General features: G+C 62.6%; 20 protein-coding genes and 1 tRNA gene. 11 read left to right on the plus strand and 10 right to left on the minus strand.

Translation table 11 applies throughout. The features are described from left to right. Nucleotide 1 precedes the first annotated feature (1 nt). From ctaD to lipB, 3 genes are all read right to left on the minus strand, one after another. Nucleotides 2-1,672 carry a cytochrome c oxidase subunit I gene (gene ctaD, locus BMG03_RS06355; RefSeq protein ID WP_075776256.1) on the minus strand — a complete coding sequence of 557 codons (1,671 nt, stop codon included), beginning with the start codon at nucleotides 1,670-1,672 and terminating at the stop codon, nucleotides 2-4. Nucleotides 1,673-1,958: 286 nt separating this feature from the next. Beyond that, nucleotides 1,959-2,390, minus strand: a complete 432-nt coding sequence (locus BMG03_RS06360; RefSeq protein ID WP_075776255.1) for a c-type cytochrome — start codon at nucleotides 2,388-2,390, stop codon at nucleotides 1,959-1,961. Between the two features lie 114 nt (nucleotides 2,391-2,504). Next, the gene (lipB, locus tag BMG03_RS06365; protein ID WP_075776254.1) at nucleotides 2,505-3,179 is read right to left on the minus strand and encodes a lipoyl(octanoyl) transferase LipB; all 675 of its coding nucleotides are present in this window, start codon (nucleotides 3,177-3,179) and stop codon (nucleotides 2,505-2,507) included. Between the two features lie 201 nt (nucleotides 3,180-3,380). On the opposite strand from lipB, the gene BMG03_RS06370 reads away from it, so the two are divergent. The 8 genes from BMG03_RS06370 to BMG03_RS06405 all read left to right on the plus strand — a co-directional run bounded on the left by BMG03_RS06370 (nucleotide 3,381) and on the right by BMG03_RS06405 (nucleotide 11,500). Beyond that, nucleotides 3,381-5,039, plus strand: a complete 1,659-nt coding sequence (locus tag BMG03_RS06370; RefSeq protein ID WP_075776253.1) for a peptidoglycan-binding domain-containing protein — start codon at nucleotides 3,381-3,383, stop codon at nucleotides 5,037-5,039. 142 nt (nucleotides 5,040-5,181) lie between these two features. Next, a tRNA-Leu gene (locus BMG03_RS06375) sits at nucleotides 5,182-5,268 on the plus strand. A gap of 474 nt (nucleotides 5,269-5,742) precedes the next feature. Then, a complete protein-coding gene (locus BMG03_RS21310) occupies nucleotides 5,743-6,060 on the plus strand; it encodes a Hint domain-containing protein (RefSeq protein WP_077701365.1) in 318 nt (105 codons plus the stop codon). A 368-nt stretch (nucleotides 6,061-6,428) separates the two neighbouring features. Continuing rightward, a complete protein-coding gene (locus BMG03_RS06385) occupies nucleotides 6,429-7,529 on the plus strand; it encodes an ABC transporter ATP-binding protein (protein WP_075776252.1) in 1,101 nt (366 codons plus the stop codon). Between the two features lie 114 nt (nucleotides 7,530-7,643). Further along, nucleotides 7,644-8,720, plus strand: coding sequence for an ABC transporter substrate-binding protein (locus tag BMG03_RS06390; RefSeq protein ID WP_075776251.1), 1,077 nt, complete (start codon nucleotides 7,644-7,646; stop codon nucleotides 8,718-8,720). Between the two features lie 66 nt (nucleotides 8,721-8,786). Then, the gene (locus tag BMG03_RS06395) at nucleotides 8,787-9,278 is read left to right on the plus strand and encodes a YegJ family protein (protein ID WP_075776250.1); all 492 of its coding nucleotides are present in this window, start codon (nucleotides 8,787-8,789) and stop codon (nucleotides 9,276-9,278) included. Between the two features lie 17 nt (nucleotides 9,279-9,295). Further along, on the plus strand, nucleotides 9,296-10,576 hold the full coding sequence (locus BMG03_RS06400) for an ABC transporter permease (RefSeq protein WP_075776249.1): 1,281 nt from the start codon (nucleotides 9,296-9,298) through the stop codon (nucleotides 10,574-10,576). Nucleotides 10,577-10,588: 12 nt separating this feature from the next. Continuing rightward, the gene (locus tag BMG03_RS06405) at nucleotides 10,589-11,500 is read left to right on the plus strand and encodes an ABC transporter permease (RefSeq protein ID WP_075776248.1); all 912 of its coding nucleotides are present in this window, start codon (nucleotides 10,589-10,591) and stop codon (nucleotides 11,498-11,500) included. Here the strand turns inward: BMG03_RS06405 and BMG03_RS06410 are convergent. The 3 genes from BMG03_RS06410 to thyX form a co-directional block, all read right to left on the minus strand. Further along, a complete protein-coding gene (locus tag BMG03_RS06410) occupies nucleotides 11,489-11,902 on the minus strand; it encodes a DUF1810 domain-containing protein (RefSeq protein ID WP_075776247.1) in 414 nt (137 codons plus the stop codon). The two genes, BMG03_RS06405 and BMG03_RS06410, sit on opposite strands and share 12 nt — an antisense overlap. A gap of 123 nt (nucleotides 11,903-12,025) precedes the next feature. Further along, entirely contained in the window at nucleotides 12,026-12,685 is a 660-nt protein-coding gene (locus tag BMG03_RS20685) for a hypothetical protein (protein WP_146194431.1), read from the minus strand. Beyond that, nucleotides 12,682-13,596: an FAD-dependent thymidylate synthase gene (gene thyX, locus BMG03_RS06420; protein WP_075776246.1), complete on the minus strand. Its 915-nt coding sequence runs from the start codon at nucleotides 13,594-13,596 to the stop codon at nucleotides 12,682-12,684. Before thyX ends, BMG03_RS20685 begins: the two co-directional genes overlap by 4 nt. A 154-nt stretch (nucleotides 13,597-13,750) precedes the next feature. Between thyX and BMG03_RS06425 the strand changes: the two genes are divergently transcribed. Continuing rightward, nucleotides 13,751-14,185, plus strand: coding sequence for a VOC family protein (locus BMG03_RS06425; RefSeq protein WP_075776245.1), 435 nt, complete (start codon nucleotides 13,751-13,753; stop codon nucleotides 14,183-14,185). Here the strand turns inward: BMG03_RS06425 and pth are convergent, their stop codons facing one another. The 3 genes from pth to BMG03_RS06440 form a co-directional block, all read right to left on the minus strand. After that, the gene (gene pth, locus BMG03_RS06430) at nucleotides 14,186-14,896 is read right to left on the minus strand and encodes an aminoacyl-tRNA hydrolase (RefSeq protein ID WP_075776244.1); all 711 of its coding nucleotides are present in this window, start codon (nucleotides 14,894-14,896) and stop codon (nucleotides 14,186-14,188) included. An 87-nt stretch (nucleotides 14,897-14,983) separates the two neighbouring features. Then, nucleotides 14,984-15,274, minus strand: a complete 291-nt coding sequence (locus BMG03_RS06435) for a hypothetical protein (protein WP_075776243.1) — start codon at nucleotides 15,272-15,274, stop codon at nucleotides 14,984-14,986. A gap of 189 nt (nucleotides 15,275-15,463) precedes the next feature. Continuing rightward, complete coding sequence (locus BMG03_RS06440) at nucleotides 15,464-16,099, minus strand: 50S ribosomal protein L25/general stress protein Ctc (RefSeq protein WP_075776242.1); 636 nt, start codon at nucleotides 16,097-16,099, stop codon at nucleotides 15,464-15,466. Nucleotides 16,100-16,302: 203 nt separating this feature from the next. On the opposite strand from BMG03_RS06440, the gene BMG03_RS06445 reads away from it, so the two are divergent. Then, nucleotides 16,303-17,181: a bifunctional helix-turn-helix transcriptional regulator/GNAT family N-acetyltransferase gene (locus tag BMG03_RS06445; RefSeq protein ID WP_075776241.1), complete on the plus strand. Its 879-nt coding sequence runs from the start codon at nucleotides 16,303-16,305 to the stop codon at nucleotides 17,179-17,181. Here BMG03_RS06445 and BMG03_RS06450 read toward each other — a convergent pair. After that, nucleotides 17,172-18,335 carry an alpha-hydroxy acid oxidase gene (locus BMG03_RS06450; protein WP_075776240.1) on the minus strand — a complete coding sequence of 388 codons (1,164 nt, stop codon included), beginning with the start codon at nucleotides 18,333-18,335 and terminating at the stop codon, nucleotides 17,172-17,174. The genes BMG03_RS06445 and BMG03_RS06450 overlap by 10 nt on opposite strands. A 154-nt stretch (nucleotides 18,336-18,489) precedes the next feature. Here BMG03_RS06450 and BMG03_RS06455 point away from each other — a divergent pair, with 154 nt between their 5' ends. Beyond that, nucleotides 18,490-19,236 (plus strand): ZIP family metal transporter, encoded by a 747-nt coding sequence (locus BMG03_RS06455; protein ID WP_075776435.1) that lies wholly within the window; start codon nucleotides 18,490-18,492, stop codon nucleotides 19,234-19,236. Nucleotides 19,237-19,318: the final 82 nt, after the last annotated feature.

A 19,318-nucleotide genomic window follows, 5' to 3' on the forward strand; every position in this document is an offset into this window, starting at 1 on the left:
ACTAGTGCGCGTGTGCGTGATCCCAATCCTCGCGCTTCGGGAGCTCTTCGAAAGTGTGCTCCGGCGGCGGGGAGGGCAGGGTCCACTCCAGCGTATCGGCATACTCGTTCCAGTAGTTGTTCTCGGTGACGCGCTTACCCTTGAACAGGGTGTAGAACACGATGCCGAGGAAGAACACGAAGCTGGCGAACGAGATAAACGCACCGATCGAGCTGACGAAGTTCCAGGTGGCGAAGGCCTCCGGGTAGTCGATGTAGCGGCGCGGCATGCCCTGACGGCCGAGGAAGTGCTGCGGGAAGAAGATCAGGTTGGACCCGATGAACATCATCCAGAAGTGCAGTTTGCCGGCCCATTCCGGGTATTGGCGCCCCGACATCTTGCCGATCCAGAAGTAGACGCCGGCGAAGATCGCGAACACCGCCCCCAGCGACATCACGTAGTGGAAGTGCGCCACGACGTAATAGGTGTCGTGGTAGACGCGGTCGAGCGGGGCTTGGCTGAGCACCACGCCGGTCACGCCGCCGATTGTGAACAGGAACAGGAACCCGATCGCCCAGAGCATCGGTGTCTTGAACTCGATCGAGCCGCCCCACATCGTCGCGATCCAGCTGAACACCTTCACGCCGGTTGGCACCGCGATCACCATCGTCGCCACCATGAAGTAGCTCTGCTGGGTCAGCGACAGGCCGACCGTGTACATGTGGTGCGCCCAGACGACGAAGCCCAGAACACCGATCGCCACCATCGCATAGACCATCGGCAGGTAGCCGAAGACCGGCTTACGCGAGAAGGTCGCGATGACGTGGCTGATGATGCCGAAGCCCGGCAGGATGATGATGTAGACCTCGGGGTGTCCGAAGAACCACAGGATGTGCTGGTACAGGATCGGATCGCCGCCACCCGACGGATCGAAGAAGGTGGTGCCGAAGTTGCGGTCCATCAGCAGCATGGTGATCGCGCCTGCCAGAACCGGCAGCGAGAGCAGGATCAGCCAGGAGGTCACGAAGATCGACCAGGCGAAGAGCGGCACCTTGTGCAGCGTCATGCCCGGCGTGCGCATGTTGAGGAAGGTCGTGATCATGTTGATCGCGCCAAGGATCGAACTGGCGCCCGAGACGTGCACGGCGAAGATCGCGAGGTCCATGGAATAACCGCCCTCGTGGACCGATAGCGGCGGGTAGAGCACCCAGCCCACGCCCGAGCCCGAGCCGCCACCGCCACCCGGCGCCAGCAGCGAGGCGATCCCGAGCGAGGTGCCCGCGACATAGAGCCAGTAGCTGAGGTTGTTCATCCGCGGAAAGGCCATGTCCGGCGCGCCGATCTGGAGCGGCATGAAGTAGTTGCCGAAGCCCCCGAACAGCGCCGGGATGACGACGAAGAACATCATCAGGACGCCGTGATAGGTAATCATCACGTTCCAGAGGTGCCCGTCGGGGGTGCATTCCTCAGCCGAAGCGATGAAGCGCGCGCCTTCGGCGCACATGTATTGCACGCCCGGCTCCATCAGCTCGAGGCGCATGTAAACTGTGAACAGGACCGAGATCAGCCCCACCGCGCCTGCGGTGAAGAGATACAAGATCCCGATATCCTTGTGATTGGTCGACATGAACCAGCGGGTAAAGAACCCGCGCGACTCATGTGCGCCCTCGCCGTGAACGGCTGCGTCCGCCATAGTGATCTCCCATTTCTCCCGACAGACCCGGGTCTCCCGTCCCTTTGGGTCTGAATGTCGGGAGGTTATGAAGATTTGGAGGGCAGGGCAAGAATTCAGCACACGCTGCCGTGAAAAAATGTCGCAGCTCTGTCAGGTGTGAGTGATCCGTGATCTCGCGCCCTTGGCACGCGGAGCGCGGGCTGAGACCGCCCCGCGCGACAGTTGCGAATCCGCGACGCGGCTCACAAAAAAGCGGACCCTCGAAAGGGTCCGCCAACGAACGCGTGATATGTTCGTTTCGCGATCAGGACTCGGGCGCGTCGGGCGACACTTCTTCCGAGCCGAGATAGGCCGCAATGTCTTCCTGGTTCTTGCGCTGCTTGTAGGCCATGCCGGATTTCGCCTTGGGATCGCCGGTTTGTTCCTCGAGGAACTTCGTGGGATCGGTGATGTATTCGGCGAGCAGCTCTTCGGTCCAGACGGCGCCGGTTTCGGCGTATTCCTTGATCCCGTCCTTGTATTTATAGCCATCGACGGATGCGACCTTGCGGCCGATGACATTGTAGAGGTTCGGGCCGACCTTGCCGCCTTTGAAGATCGCCGTGCCATCGGGGGCGACGATCGAGTGACAGGCCTTGCACCGTTTGAATTCGTCTTTGCCTTTCTCGACGTCCTGCGCGAGCGCGGGGCCCGCAACGGCGACGGCGGTGATCATGGCAATAAGGCTGAGTTTCATCGCGTCTTCCTTGTTGGTTTTGAGTTAAAGCTCGAGCCCTCCCGACCCGGCTTTCACAGGGCAGTCACGCTGCCTTGAAGGGCGTTCTAACATGCATGATTGCCTATGTGTCCACTAAACTTCCGAGGTCGCATTTAGTTTACTCACGAAAATGCGACTGAATGTCGCACGCAGCGCGACGTCAAGATCGGCCATTCCCACCGGCAGGCCGAGGTCGACGAGGCTGGTGACCCCGTGCTCGCGAATCCCGCAAGGGACGATTCCGTCGAAATGCGAAAGATCGGGCTCCACGTTGATCGAGATGCCGTGGAAGCTGACCCATTTGCGCAGCTTCACTCCAATCGCGGCGATCTTGTCTTCGCGCAGGCTACCGTCTGCCGCCTTCGGTTTGTCGGGACGTTGCACCCAGACGCCGACGCGGCCGTCGCGAATTTCGCCTTTCACGTTGAATTCGTCAAGCGCGGCGATCACCCAGTCTTCGAGCTGGCGCACGAAGCAGCGCACGTCGCGCCCGCGCTTGTTCAGGTCGAGCATGACATAGGCGACGCGCTGGCCGGGCCCGTGATAGGTGTACTGACCGCCGCGCCCGGCCTCGAAGACGGGGAAACGGTCGGGATCGACAAGGTCTTCACGCTTGGCGGAGGTGCCGGCCGTGTAGAGCGGCGGATGCTCGAGCAGCCAGATCATCTCCTCGGCTTCGCCTGCGGCGATCTTGGCGACGCGGTCTTCCATGAAGGCAAGTGCCTCGTCGTACGGGACCGGGCTGTCACTTACGCGCCATTCCACCATTTCTTAACCTCACCCGCCGGAATTCCTCACCCGGCGTCAATAATTCTTGCCACATCACCGATTCGGAGCGCAAACTTTACCTATTGGTAAGGTCGCGCACCCCCCGCGCCGGTCACATTCCGACCGGTCCTGTCGTGCAGAAACATGGAATTTGCGGGGCAACAGGCAAGACCGGAAGTCATTTGATTGGAGGGTTCAGGAATGAAACACAAGTTCGTTCTGGCGGGTCTTGCGCTCGCCGTCGCTACGGGCGGACCGGCCACGCCAGCATTGGCGGGCGGTTCGGATATCGTCGGCGGGGTGATCGGAGGGATCATCGGCGGCGCGATCGTGAACGAGGCCAACCGCCAGCCGCGTACGGTCACCAAGCGCACCTATTACAAGAAGCCGACCATGTCGTCGGCGCAGCGCGAGGCCAATCGCGAGGTGCAGGTCTCGCTCAACCACTTCGGATGGAATGTCGGCACACCGGACGGGGTGCTGGGGCGCAACTCGCGCGCGGGTATCTCGCAATACCAGGCTTTCATGGATTTCCCGATTACGGGCGAGCTGACCGATATTCAGCGCAGCATCCTCACCACCGCCTATCAGAAGGCGAGCCTTGGCGGTTCGGCGGTTGCGCAGACGATCTCGACCCATCCGCAGGGGATGCGCGGCCTGCTGATGCAGACGCGCGACCAGATGCTGGGCACCGGAGATGCGACTTATGCCGGCAACTCGATCGGTGGTTTGCCGCCGCAGATTTCCGAGGCCGTGTTCGAGATCGCGCGCAGCTCCAATGTCGAACCGCAGCAGTTGATGGCGCGGTCGGGCTTCGTGCAGCTGGCCGATCTGAACAATGACGGTCGAACCGATTACCTGCTCGACACCTCGGTGCTGGGGCCAGGCTTCTGGTGCAACGACAAGAGCTGCGCGGTGCGGGTCTTCGCCTCGACGCCGAGCGGCTTCTCGCGCAACGATTTCCAGGCCTATAACGCGACGCCTGCCATGTTTACCTGTCAGGCGGGGGCCTGTCAGAAGACTGGAGCGAGCGTCCAGAACAACGCGCCGGTGACAGCCGCAGCGCCTGCGCCAGCTCCTGCCGCGCCGTCTTTCTCGACGCAGATCGCGTCGCAGCCGGCGCCTGCGATGCCGTCCTTCGTCGCGCCCGCGCCGGTTGCCGAACCGGTGCCGGTGTCGCTTGCGTCTTTCTGTTCGAAGACCAGTCTCGTCACCTCGTCGAATGGCGGCTTCGTCACGGAGGCCTCGCTGACCGATCCGGGGCAGGCTCTGGGCGAGCAGTTCTGCCTCGCGCGCGGGTACGCGCTCGATGAAGGTGCGGCGCTGGAGGCCAAGATCGGCGGCTTCACCCCCGAGCAGATCGCTGCGCAATGCCGCGATTTCGGGGCGCTTCTGTCCGAGCAGGTGGCCGCCGTCCGCAGCACCCCGCGCGAGGCGACGCTTGCCAAGGTGAAAAGCTTCATCGCCGGTTCGGGCATGAGCCCGGCGCAGCTGTCGGGCACCGCGAAGGTCTGCCTGTCGGTCGGCTACCGCACCGACGACATGGAGGTGGCGCTGGGATCGGCGTTGGTTCTGGGTGGTCTGGGCGAGGGAGCCTATGACGAGCTTGTCGGCCATCACCTTATGCAGGGAATCGGCACCGCCGAGCGCCCCGATCTCGCGATGGATTGGTACGAGAACGCGCTTTCGGCGCAGCCGGTCTTCGCGCCCGCACAGCCCGAGCGTAGCGGTCTCATCCGCAAGGCGGCCCTGATGATGAACGGCCGCGCCGATGCGTCGTCGGCGCCGAAGCCCGCGATGGCCCTGCCAAGCTTTGCCGCGAAAGCGGCAGAGCTCGTGGAAACCGCGGCGCCGCAATAACCTATCGCTTGCGCAGGCCGGGACCGCCCGGCCTGTCGCGACGGCAAGAGCGTGAATGAGAAAAATTCTCGCCAATCCCGAAATACCCCCTTTTCATCCCCCAAGCCTTTGGCTAATACGCGCCACACCAAGCCTAGACAGTGCGGTCGTGGCGGAATTGGTAGACGCGCAGCGTTGAGGTCGCTGTGGGGTAACTCCCGTGGAAGTTCGAGTCTTCTCGACCGCACCATCTCTCTCCCTAGGAGAGATCTGACTGACCCGACGCGGGTTATCCCCCAGATCAAGTTCACCGTGACACGTCGAAGATGCATGTGCATCGCCGCTTGGCGGATTCCTGGAGTTTTTCATTATCTTTCAGATGGTTAGTTCGCTTTTGCGGGCGCCGTGCGCTCGGCTCAGCGCTCGGAAGGTGCTCTTGCTGGTCCTGTTCCTCGACAGCGGCTTACGCTGAGCGAGGATCGCATGACCTGCCACATCACCGGAATCGTCATATCCCCGAGGGCACGATCAGCGCCAATTGTACGGTCAGCTTCGAGCGGCTCGGCGGAATCGTCACGAGCGTCGAGCAGGGGGGGACGCAGCGCGGGGGCCTCGGATCGTCTCGGCATAGATTGACGCGAATGGCGCGCTCGTGAGCGATCTCCCCGCGGGCGTCTTTGCGCGAGTCGGGTGGCGACGCGGATAGCACAGTTTCCGCCGCTCGATCCGGCGGGGTCGCCGCAGCTTTACGCGATGGGAATCCCCGTGCGTCACGAAAGGCACCCGGCTCGCGACGCCGCGCGGTCCGCGCCGGGTCGAGAGCCTGCAACCGGGCGACCTTGTCACCACGCTGGATGATGGGCCGCAGCCGGTTCTATGGTGCGCGCACCGCCGGTTCGGGGCAGAAGCGCTCGCTGCCAATCCGCGGCTGCGTCCGGTCCGACTGCAGCCCGGCGCGTTCGGTAATTGCCGGGCGCTCGTCCTATACGCGCAACATTGCGTCTGGCTGCTGCTGCCGAGTCACACCTTGGTCAAGGCCTAAGGCGCGTGGGTCGAAGGTTTTTGGACCGGGCCGCTGGCGCTACCTGCGCTGCCCTCCTTCGACCTGGCCCTCTGTTGCGCGCGCGACCCGATCTGGCCGAGGTCCATTTCCTCGGCGCGGCGCTCGATACGGTCTATGGTCCGCGTGTCCGGCCATGGTGACGCAGCGGCAATTTTGCCGCTCCAAATGCAAGTCTTGGTCGCTCCTTGCGCGACAGGTGACGCAAAACGGCAATTTTTCGGGCGAATCCGTGCTGTGATAGCCCTGTGATGCGGGTTTTTGATTTCCGGGTTGAAAAACGGAAGTGCCCTTGCTTTAGTCACATGCACGGGAAATGACCAACGACAAAAAACAACGGGGAGCCCGCTTTGAACAACGCAGCTAGCGGCGATGGATTCGTCGTATTCGACCGCGTGCAGAAGAGCTATGACGGCGAAACGCTCGTCGTGAAAGATCTCAATCTCTCGATCGGCAAGGGTGAGTTTCTAACGATGCTCGGCCCGTCTGGATCCGGAAAAACGACCTGCCTTATGATGCTTGCAGGTTTCGAGACCGCCACGAATGGCGAGATACGCCTCGACGGCCAGAACATCAACATGGTGCCTCCGCACAAGCGTGGCATCGGCATGGTGTTCCAGAACTACGCACTCTTTCCTCACATGACCGTAGGCGAGAATCTCGCCTTCCCGCTCGAAGTGCGGGGCATGGGCAAGGATGAGCGCGAAACCAAGATCAAGCGTGCGCTGGACATGGTGCAGATGGGGAGCTTCATCCATCGCCGTCCGGCGCAGCTTTCAGGCGGTCAGCAGCAGCGGATCGCACTGGCGCGCGCGCTGGTGTTCGACCCCGAGCTGGTCCTGATGGACGAACCGCTCGGTGCGCTCGACAAGCAGCTTCGCGAACATATGCAGTTCGAGATCAAGCACCTGCACGAAAGTCTCGGGATTACCGTGGTTTACGTCACCCACGATCAGGGCGAGGCGCTGACCATGTCGGACCGCGTCGCTGTGTTCAACGACGGGCGCATCCAGCAGCTCGCACCGCCGGATGAACTCTACGAGCGCCCGCAGAACAGCTTCGTCGCGCAGTTCATCGGCGAGAACAACAAGCTTCCGGGCAAGGTCGAGACGCTGAACGGCGACACCTGCACGGTGCGACTCGAGAATGGCGAGATCATCGACGCGACGGCGGTCAACATTCGCGAGGCGGGGCAGGAGACGCTGGTCTCGATCCGCCCCGAGCGGGTCGAGTTCAAGCCCGAGATGATGCCTTCGGGCGCCCATACGATCACCGCGGACGTACTCGAAGTGATCTACATGGGGGACATACTGCGCACCCGGATGAAGGTCGCGGGATCGCGGGAATTCGTCATGAAATCGCGCAACACTCTCGATCAGGTGCGACTGACGGAAGGCCAGACGGTCAAGATCGGCTGGCACCCGCAGGACGCGCGCGCGCTCGATCTCTGAGAATGCGGAGCATGCGGGCCAAGCTCCGCACGCTCCGATCTGCCGCAACACGCGGCCAAGCGGCGAAAACGCCGTAAAACCACAAAAGCTCAACCAACTGGGAGTAAAACCAAGATGAAAAAAGCTATGATCCTGAGCACGGCGCTCGTCGGCCTCGTGGCCGGGGCGGCGCAGGCCGAGCAAGTCACTGTCCTGTCCTGGGGCGGGGCCTACGAAAAGAGCCAAGTCGAGGCCTATAACAAGCCCTTCACCGAGGCGACCGGCATCGACGTGAACATGGAAGCCGCCGACAATCCCGGCACCCCGATCAAGGCGCAGGTCGAGGCGAACAACGTCTCGGTCGACGTGGCCGACGTCGAGAAGTCCGACGCGATCCGCCTGTGCGACGAAGGTCTGCTCGAGCCGATCGACCCCGACACCGATCTCGCCGCCGCCCCCGACGGCACCCCAGCGAGCGAGGACTTCATCGACGGCTCCTTCACCGATTGCGGCGTCGCCAACATCGTGTGGTCGACCGTGATGTCCTACAATGCGGACAAGGTCGACGGCACGCCGACCTCGATCGCCGATTTCTTCGACACCGCGAAATACCCGGGTAAGCGCGGGCTGCGCAAGTCGGCGAAAGGCACGCTCGAAGTGGCGCTGATGGGCGCAGGCGTTCCGGCCGCGGACGTCTACAAGGTGCTCGGCACCCCCGAGGGCGTCGACAAGGCCTTCGCCGAGCTCGACAAGATCAAGAGCGACGTCGTGTGGTGGGATGCCGGCGCGCAGCCGCCGCAGCTGCTGGCCGATGGCGAAGTGGTGATGTCGACCGCCTATAACGGCCGTATCTTCAACGCCGAGGTCGCCGAGGGCCAGCCCTTCAAGATCGTCTGGGACGGCCAGCTTCTGGACTTCGACTTCTTCGTGATCCCGAAAGGGGCGCCGCATATGGAAGCCGCGAAGAAATACTTGAAGTTCGCGACCGAGACCCAGCAGCTCGCCAATCAGGCGAAGTGGATCTCCTACGGTCCGGCGCGCAAGTCCTCGGCTCCGTTGGTCGGCATGTATCAGGACGGCAAGACCAAGATGGGCCCGCATATGCCCACCGCGCCTGAGAACATGTCGAACGCTCTGGTCAATGACTCGGAGTTCTGGGCGGACCACGACACCGAACTGAGCGAGCGCTTCAACGCCTGGCTCGCTGGCTAAGTCCTGCGAGGGTCGCGCGGCACTCCGCCGCGCGGCCCGACCTGTTCGATGTCAGGAGCCCCGTGGATGTCAGCCTTCCGGTCGTCTCTGGCCAGCTTGTGCCTCGGCCTTTGTCTGTCGCTGTCCGTCACCTTGCCCGCACGAGCGGATGAAGATGCGGTGGTCGGCTACGAGACCGGCGATACGCAGATGAACATGGCGATCGGCCAAGCCCGCGCGACTTATGAAACTGTCTTCATTCCCGCGGTGCGCGCCCGGTCCGGCTCGCGTTTCATGCTCAAGGCAGGGATCGATACCCCCGCCAATGGCTTCGAACATATCTGGATCGCGCCGATTTCGATCTCCGCGCAGAAAATCACCGGCACGTTGATGAACGAGCCCGTGCATTTCAAGGCGCATGCAGGAGACGAGATTACCTTCGCGCCGAACCAGATTTCCGACTGGAGCTTCCGACGCGAAGGCAAGCTCCACGGTAACTATACGACGCGGGTGATGCTGCCCGATATTCCCGCCGAGCAAGCCGCGAAACTGCGCGCGCAGCTCGCCCCGCTGCCCTGAGGGGCCAAGGAGACACGATGAGCGACGCAACGATGGATGCGAGCCTAAACGGCCCTGAACCAACACAGTTGAAGACTGCCGACGGGCTGCCGCTGAAGGTCGCCCTCGCGAAATCGCAGGCCCGCGCGAAACGCCGCGCCTTCCTGCTGGTCGCGCCTCTGTTCCTTTTTGTCCTGATCACCTTCGTGGTCCCGATCGGGCAGATGTTGCTGCAATCGGTCTATAACGACGGCTTCTCGAAGAATGCGCCGGCGCTTGGGCAATGGTTCGACGCGCATCCGTTGGGCTCGCCCATCGACGAGAGCGCCTATGCGGCGCTCGCCTCGGACCTCAAGCAAATGAAGGAAAACCGGACGCAGGGCGAGGCGGGGACGCGGATCAACTATGACGTCGCGGGCACGCGCTCGCTCTTCACCTCGACCGCGCGCAAGATCGAACGTCTCGAGCCGCCATGGAAAGAGGCCATCCTCGGCGTGGACGAGGGGTGGAGCGATCCGAACCTGTGGCGGGCGATGCGCTCTGCCTCGAGCCCCTATACGGTGGATTTCTACCTCGCCGCGATGGATCACACCCGCGACAAGGACAACAATATCGTGCCGGTCGATCCGCAGCGCGCGATCTACGGCAAGCTGTTCACCCGCACCGCGATCTTGTCTCTGGTGATCACCGTGCTGTGCATGATCCTCGCCTTCCCGATCGCGCATCTTCTGGCCTCGCTGCCGCTGGCGAAATCCAATCTTCTGATGATCTTCGTGCTGCTGCCCTTCTGGACCTCGCTGCTGGTGCGGACGACCTCGTGGATGGTGCTCCTGCAGCAGCAGGGCGTGATCAACGATCTGCTCGTCTGGTCGGGCCTGATCGGCAACGATAACCGGCTGGAGATGATGTATAACCAGACCGGCACGATCGTTGCGATGACCCACATCCTGCTGCCCTTCATGGTGCTGCCGCTCTACTCGGTCATGCGGACCATCCCGCCGAGCTATGTCCGCGCGGCCCGCAGCCTTGGGGCCACCTCGTGGACCGCCTTCCGCCGCATCTACCTGCCGCAGACGCTGCCGGGGATCGGGGCAGGGGCGCTTCTCGTGTTCATCCTGTCGGTCGGCTACTACATCACCCCCGCCCTTGTCGGTGGTGCGGACGGTCAGCTGATCTCGAACATGATCGCCTTCCACATGCAGAAATCGCTCAACTGGTCGCTCGCGGCAGCACTCGCCTCGATGCTGCTGGGCGGCGTCATCATCCTCTACTGGCTCTATGACCGGCTGGTGGGCATCGACAACATGAAGCTGGGCTGAGGAGAAACACAGATGGCCGTTCCCGCATATGCAAGCCCGCTCGAGAGAACCTGGCACTACGCCTATCTCGTGATCTGTGGCCTGATCTTCTTCTTCCTGATCGCGCCGATCGTGGTGATCATTCCGCTGTCCTTCAACGCGGAGCCTTACTTCACCTTCACCGAGAAGATGCTGAGCTTCGACCCCTCCGGCTATTCGATGCGCTGGTATGACATGCTGCTGACCTTCGGGATGCAGGAGCCGCAGGTCGAGCGCAGCTGGTCGTGGTGGATGGATGCCTGGCAGCATTCGACCTGGATCGACGTGGCGAAGAACTCGATCATCATCGGCTTCTTCTCGACGATCCTCGCGACGGTGCTGGGCACGCTGGCCGCCCTCGGCCTGTCGCGCCCCGAGATGCCGTTCCGCCGTGCCATCATGGCGGTGCTGATCTCGCCGATGATCGTGCCGATCATCATCACCGCGACGGGGCTGTTCTTCTTCTATTCGAAGACCGGGCTCGCGCATTCCTATCCGGGCATCATCATGGCCCACGCGACCTTGGGCATTCCCTTCGTGATCATCACCGTGACCGCGACGCTGGTGGGCTTCGATCACTCGCTGACCCGCGCGGCGCAGAACCTCGGGGCGGATCCGCGCACGACCTTCTTCAAGATCGTGATGCCGCTGATCCTGCCGGGCGTGGTCTCGGGCGCGCTGTTCGCTTTTGTGACCTCCTTCGACGAAGTCGTCGTGGTGCTCTTCGTGGCAGGCTACGACCAGCAGACGATCCCGCGTCAGATGTGGAACGGTATCCGCGAGCAGATCAGCCCCGCGATCCTTGCGGTGGCCACGATCCTCGTCTTCGTGTCGATCGCGCTTCTGACCACGGTCGAACTGCTGCGCCGCCGCTCCGAGCGCCTGCGTGGGATGTCACCTGGCTAAGGCGTCAAACGTCAGCGGGCAGCGCTCGCCCTCATAAAACGTCTCAAGGAGCCGGGTGAACACCGGCTCCTTTTTCTTTGAGGCGGCCTCGAACAGCGTCGCGCAGGAGCGCAGCTTCAGCGCATCGACCGGCCCCATGATCTCCTCGATGGGCGTGCCCGCATGGGCGAGCACCGCCTCGGAGGCCTCTACCAGCCGCGCCCGCAACACCGGATCGGCGAGATAGGCCCGCGCCTCGGCCAGATCAGCGATCCCGTATTCCACCGCTCGGGGCGACCGCCCGAGCGAGGCCAGTTGCGGGAAGATCCACCAGATCCAATGGCTAGTCTTGCGACCTTGGCGTAGCTCGCGCAGCGCGGTCGGATAGTCGCGGGCTTGGGGGGCGTGGAAGCGTTGGGTCATGGGATGAGCCTAGCACGCTCTGGACATCGCGAGGAGGGCCGCGACCGATCCGAGGGTGGGCGCAATCGCGCCCGCCCTGGGGGCGGGTTGGGCGCGGCCCGGCCTAGGGGCCGGGCGGGGGGATCAGAAACCTTCCAATTCCTTTAGTTTCTTTTCCATCCAGTGACAGATCTTCTGAGCGAACACATCTGCCAAGTCTTCCCGTCGAACGTCCTTCAGCATTGGAGGCTGGTAACTTTGACCACGGTCCATCGCAGGCAGTAGCTGGATGTATGGCGTTTGACTGTTAACTGGAACTTGCGAGTTCAGCCATCCGGACGAAATCTTACCGTCGGTGGTGCTAAACTGACCATCTACGCGCCGCTCAATTGTGCGACCATCCTGTAGTGTCGTAATCTCGCGGCAATTCGAAATAGTAACGTTGCTTACGTTTCCCGCGAATGAAAACATTCCTCCAATTCGAAGCGCTGCCGGTTCAGGCTTTGCTGAGGACGCATGACCATGTTCTTCTGCGTTCCTCGCGTGAAAAGCATAGTTCAGGATTGGATTATCTTTTCTCTCTTTTATTAGATTATCTGCCCATCCATTTCGTTCGCGCTCCCGCGCGGCGGTTTCAGCAAATTTCAGAAATTTCCTGAACTCGCTGAGCGCCAAAGACCAATGTGTTCGAAGCTCTTCGTATGTGGCATCACCGGAGAGACGCTTTATAGCGATGCGGAAGTCGCAGACTGCGTCTCTTGCGCGCCTCTGAAAGGCGTGGACTTTCGGGTTGTTTCCCGTCACCCCCAAACCTCCGTAAACTCCCGCCACTCCCCTTTGCTCATGCCGGACGTCTCCTGCGTGATCTCCTCGCCCGCCAGACGGCGCTTCAGCAGCTCCACCGCCTTGCCCGACAGGTTCACCCCGCCCAACCTATAATCCTCGAAGGCCGAATAGGCCGCGGGGACCCAGTCACGCACGATGTCGCACATGGTCTCGGCATAGACGCGGATCTCGTATTGCGCGTGGCTGTCGGCGCGCAGGCGCAGGAAGTGGAAGAGGTTGTGCAGGTCCACCTTCCAATACCACTGGGTGTAAATATTGGTGGGCAGGTTCATCCGCGCAAGTTCCCGCGCGAGGCCCTGTTTGCCCGCATCCTCGTCGGGCGTCAGCATGTCCTCGTAATGGTCATAGGCGCGCATCGCGTCGTCGCGCAGGATGTCGAGCACGCGGGCGGCCTCGGCGCCTTCGAGCACCTGACCGCGGCCCTGATGGTTCTGGCTCGATTGCGCGGCGAGCTGGCTGGCCTCGGGGATGTAGAACTCGCGGTCGAGGATCGAGTAGCGCGCGGAGTATTCGTTGACGTTTGCGGTGCGGTGGCGGATCCACTGACGCGCGACGAAGACCGGAAGCTTGACGTGGAACTTGACCTCGCACATCTCGAACGGGGTCGAATGCCAGTGCCGCATCAGGTAGCGGATCAGGCCCGCGTCGCTGTTCACCGTCTTGGTGCCCCGGCCATAGGAGACGCGCGCGGCCTGCACGATCGCATTGTCGTCGCCCATGTAGTCGATGACCCGGACCACCCCGTGATCGAGCACTTCATGGGCTGTATAGAGCCGCTTCTCCATCCCCGGCGAAACCGCCCGCGCGGTCATTTGCGTCTCGGCGCGCTGTGCGTCGATCTCAGCTTGTTGTTCGGGGGTGAGCGCCATGATGTCCTCCGGATGTCTCGAATCGACCTCCACTATATCTGCGATGGGCGGCTCTAGGAACCGCCATATCCTGTGGATAAGCCGGGGTGCTTGCCGCGGCCGCGTCAGGAGCTATCCTCCGGTTAACCGCAATCAGTTCCAAGGAAGCCTGTTCATGAAAATCGAATATCTGCACACGATGGTCCGCGTGCTCGACCTCGAGAAATCGAAAGCCTTCTACGAGCTTCTGGGGCTCAAGGAACGCAACCGCATCGAAAACGAGAAGGGCCGCTTCACGCTGGTCTTCATGTGCCCGCCCGATCAGGACGACGGCACGGCGGATGTCGAGCTGACCTGGAACTGGGACGGCGATAGCGGGCTGCCCTCGGACAGCCGCCATTTCGGCCACCTCGCCTACCGCGTCGAGAATATCTACGAGATGTGCCAGCACCTGATGGACAACGGCGTAACGATCAACCGTCCGCCGCGCGACGGTCACATGGCCTTCGTGCGCTCGCCCGACAATATCTCGGTCGAGCTGCTGCAGATGGGGGAGTCGCTGCCGATCCAGGAACCCTGGGCCAGCATGGAGAACACCGGCAGCTGGTGATTACTTGCGAAAGTGATCCTTGAGCTTGTCGAAGGGGCTGCGGGTTTCCGTGGCCTCTTTCTTTTGCGGGGCGGGCTGCGGGGCGTCTTGCGGGGCAGAGGTGTCGGCTTTCGCGGGCGCTTTGGTTCCGGTCGAAGAGCGCGGCGGCGCGACCCGCAGGCTCACCGCATTGAGGAATTTCGACCCGTCGCCCGCCGCCAATGCGGGCGCGCCGTCCGAAATCCCGCGCAGCAGATCGTCGAGCATCTCCTGCTCCGCCTTCGGGAAATCGTTGAGCACATAGCCCGCCACGCGGTCCTTGTGGCCCGGATGGCCGATCCCGAGCCGCACCCGCGCATAGTCGGGCCCCATATGCTGATGGATCGAGCGCAGCCCGTTATGCCCCGCATGGCCGCCGCCCTGCTTTAGGCGGCACTTGCCGGGGGCGAGGTCCAGCTCGTCATGGAAGACGGTGATGTCGGAGACGTCGACCTTGTAGAAATCGGCGGCCGCGCGCACGGATTGGCCGGACAAGTTCATGAAGGTCTCGGGTTTCAGCAGCACAACGCGGGTTGAGCCGAAACGGCCCTCACTCACCTGCCCCTGAAACTTGCCGCGCCACGGGGCGAAGCCGTGATCCTCGGCGATCCGGTCGAGCGCCATGAAGCCGATATTGTGACGGTTGTTCGCGTATTTCGCGCCCGGATTTCCCAGGCCCACCCAGAGTTGCATGCGTCTCCCCTTTCGAACGACGGTGTCGAGGCTCTGCTCACTCCGGGATAAGTGAGCGCGCGCGAAGGGGAAAGGGGGTCGTCGCGTTCAGGCGGCGCGGTGTTCGACGTGGGCCGGGCGTCCCGATGTGCCGACGACGATCGGGCGCTCTTGAGTGTCGGGAAGGGCAAACTCATCGAAGAGGCGTTCGCTGGTCTCTTCGATATTGCACTTCGCGATTTCCTCATACCCGTTGCGCGGGAGTCGTCGGGCCGTAAAGATGCCGAACGGTCGCAGGACCGGACCCAGCACCGTATAGAGGGCGCGGCTAATTGCGTTGAGCATTCTAGGCGGTAGCACCACGAATGCTGCAAGAACGAGTGCGAATAGCTCCAGCATGTGACTAGCCTTTAGGTTGTATTAACTTTGAGGCTATAGCGTTTCGCGCAAAAGGCGAGGAAATTCGAGATCACATAGATGTGAACGCGCTTGGTTGGCGGTTTGCCGCGCATCCGGGGAATCAAGCGCCGCGCAAAGAAAAACGGGGCCCCGAAAGGCCCCGTCTCGAAAATCTCATCGGAAGAAGAATTACTCTTCGGTCGCTTCTTCGCTGGCTTCTTCGCCCTCGTCCTCGTCGGAGGAACCGCCACCGAAGCCTTTCGGCGGGGCGACGTTCGCGATCACGAAGTCACGCTCAATGGTGGGCTTGGCGCCTTTCGGCAGGTCCACGTCGGAGATGTGGATGGTGTCGCCGATCTGCTTGCCTTCGAGGTCGACCACGATCTGCTCGGGGATATCGCCGGCGAGAACGTTGAGTTCGACTTCCGGGCGCACCGCGACGAGGGTGCCGCCGCGCTTCAGGCCGGGCGCCTTCTCGTGGTTGATGAACTCGACATGCACGAAGAGCGAGATGCGCGAGTTGCGGTGGGTGCGCATGAAGTCGACATGGGTCGGCAGGTCCTTCACGACGTCTTTCTGAACGCCGCGGCAGATCACGCGGACGTCTTCCTGGCCTTCCATCTTCAGGTTGAAGAGGGTGGACATGAAGCGGCCTTTGCGCAGGCGGGTGATCAGGCGGTTGTAGTCAAGGTTGATTGCAACCGGGTCCTTGCCGTCGCCATACACGATACCGGGCACGAGGCCCTCACGACGCGCTTGCCGAGCGGCCCCCTTGCCCGTCCCCGTACGCGCCACGGCTTTGATCGTTTCGATCTCTTTTGCCATAACTGGTCTCCAATTTGTCAAAGTGATGGGCCGCCTCCAAGGGTGTCGGGCCCATGAAGCCGCGCGAATACTCGGGATTGGCCGGGATGGCAAGGGGAAACCGACGACGTTACGGAAACCGGGACGGGACGGAAACCGGGGTTGCCACAGCCTGGTACCTGACTAAAGTCAGAAAATATTCCGGACTTCAGTCAGGTATTTCCATGGATTCTATCGCACGTATACGCCGGTTCAACCGGGCCGTCACCCGACAGCTCGGGGCGCTCAACTCGTCTTTCCTGGGGCGTGGCCGCCCGCTTGGTTCTGCGCGGGTGCTCAACCTGATCGGGCGCGGGCAGGGGGATGTCGCGAAACTGCGCGAGGTATTGGCCCTCGATTCCGGGCAGATGAGCCGCCTGTTGCGCGGGCTGGAGGGCGAGGGATTGATCGTGATGGAGGACGATCCCGAGGACGGGCGGCGCCGCATCGCGCGGCTCACCGACGCGGGCCAGGCGGAATTCGCGGAATATGAACGGCTCTCCGATGCGCAGGCGGCGGATATCCTGTCCCGCCATCCCGATCACGCCGCGCTGCTGGGGGCGATGGACCTGATCGCGACGTCGTTGACGCGCAGCGAGATCGAGATTGTGCCCTGCGACCCACTCGATCCGCGCGCGCAGTCCTGTCTGGCCAAATATTATGCGGAACTCTCTGCCCGGTTCGACGGGGGCTTCGACGTGAGCCTGTCGAAAGACCCCGAGGCCGCCGAGATGCGTCCGCCCCATGGCACGTTCCTGATCGCCTTATCCGACGGATTGCCGCTGGGCTGCGCAGCCCTGAAGGGCGGGGCGGACTATGCCGAGGTGAAACGCGTCTGGATTGCCCCCGCCGCACGCGGCTTGGGGTTAGCGCGGCAGCTAATGAACGCGCTCGAAGTCTCGGCCCGCGAACTGGGCCACCTGCGCCTGCGGCTCGACACGAATTCAGCGCTGCCCGAAGCGATCGCAATGTACCAGCGCTTCGGCTGGCACGAGATCCCGCGTTACAACAACGATCCCTACCCGGACCGGTTCTTCGAGAAACGCCTGCTCGCTCAGGAATAAGTGTCGAAGAACCCGTTCGGGATCAGCAGATCGTCCCGGCCCAGATCCTCGATCCGGCGCTTGCCACACAGAGCCATCGATGTGTCCAGCTCTTTTTGGATGACCTCGAGCGCCTTGGTTACGCCCGGCTCGCCCATCGCGCCCAGACCGTAGACATAGGCGCGCCCGATCATCACGCCCTTCGCGCCAAGCGCCAGCGCCTTGAGCACGTCCTGCCCCGAGCGGATACCGCTGTCGAGCCAGACTTCGGTCTTGTCGCCGACTGCGTTGACGATCTTCGGCAGCATCCGGATCGAGCTGAGCGCCCCGTCGAGCTGACGCCCGCCATGGTTCGAGACCACGATCGCATCGGCTCCTGTGGCGGCCGCCATCTCGGCATCTTCTTCGCTCAGGATTCCCTTCAGGATCACCTTGCCGCCCCACATGTCCATGAGCTGCTTGATCCGGTCCCAGTTGAGCGACTGATCGAATTTTTCCGCCGTCCAACTTGCCAGCGAGGCGGGATCGGCGGCGCTCTCCACATGGCCAACGATATTGCCGAAGAAGCGCCGCCTGGTCTGCAGCATCTCGATGCCCCAGCGCCATTTCGTGGCCAGATCGGCCAGCACGGCGGGGGTGAATTTCGGCGGCGCCGTCAGGCCGTTCTTGAGGTCCTTGTGCCGCTGCCCCAGCAGCTGCAGATCGACCGTGATGACCAGCGCGGAGCAGCCCGCGGCCCGTGCCCGATCCAGCACGCGCTTGTTATAGTCGTCGTCGGTCAGCGTATAAATCTGGAACCAGAAGGGCTGGCTGACATTCTCGGCCACGTCCTCGATCGAGCAGATCGACATCGTCGACAGCGTGTAGGGTACGCCGAACTTCTCCGCCGCGCGCGCCGCCTTGATCTCGCCATCCGCGCGCTGCATCCCCGTCATCCCGACCGGCGCGAGCGCCACCGGCATCGCGACGTCCTGACCCAGCATCGTCGATTTCGTCGAGCGCCCCGTCATGTCCCGCGCGATCCGCTGGTTGAGCCGGATCTGCGCGAAATCCTCGGTATTCTCGCGGAAGGTCTGCTCGGTATACGAGCCGCTTTCCGCGTAATCGTAGAACATCTTCGGCGTGCGGCGCTTATGCAGACGTTTCAGATCGGCGATGGAGGTGATGACGGGCATGGGGGTTCCTCTCTCCGTGGTTAAGTTTCCTTACCAATCGCGCGAAATTTGCGCAATCACCCATCGCAAGGCTTGCAATCATGCCCGATCCGTTCCCATCTCGCCGGGAGAACACGAAAAGGAGAGCGCCGTGAACGAGGTATGGCTCGGCCTGATGGGCGGCATGGTGGCGGGCGTCGCGACAGCCGCCGGGGCGATCCCGGCGCTCCTGGGTCGCTCGATGAGCCAGCGCACCGCCGATACGATGCTGGGCTTTGCGGCGGGCGTGATGCTCTCGGCGTCGTATTTCTCGCTGATCCTGCCGGGGATCGACGTGGCAGAGACGATGTTGGGCTCTGTCTGGGTCGCCGCCGCCATCGCCGCGATCGGGATCGCCATCGGCGCGGGCTTCGTGGCCTGGCTGAACGCGACCTTGCCCCACGAACACTTCACCTCCGGCCGTGAGGGTGCCGATGCGGCGCAACTGGCGCGGATCTGGCTCTTCGTGATCGCGATCACCATTCACAACTTTCCCGAAGGTCTGTCGATCGGCGTCGCTTTCGGCGCGGGCAACGAGAACGGCTTCTCGGTTATGACTGGCATCTCGCTGCAAGACATCCCGGAAGGCCTCGCCGTGGCCGTCGCGCTGATCGGGCAGGGTTATTCTCGGCGGAAGGCCTTCTTCGTCACCGCGATGACCGGGGCGGTCGAACCCGTGGGCGCGCTGGTCGGCGCAGCTGCCGTGTCGGTCTCCGGCGCACTGCTGCCATGGGGGCTGACCTTTGCAGCGGGTGCCATGCTATACATCATCAGCCACGAGATTCTCCCGGAAACCCACCGCAACGGGCACCAGAACCGCGCGACCGCCGGGCTACTCTTCGGCCTGATCCTGATGATGTTCCTCGACGTGACGCTTGGCTGATCCCTCTTTACTTCCGCGCTGCCCCAGCGTAAGCGCCATGCATGATCGCAAGGACCGCATATATTTCCCGTCCCCGACGTCG

Source organism: Thioclava nitratireducens (genome assembly GCF_001940525.2).
In the GTDB taxonomy this organism is placed as follows: domain Bacteria; phylum Pseudomonadota; class Alphaproteobacteria; order Rhodobacterales; family Rhodobacteraceae; genus Thioclava; species Thioclava nitratireducens.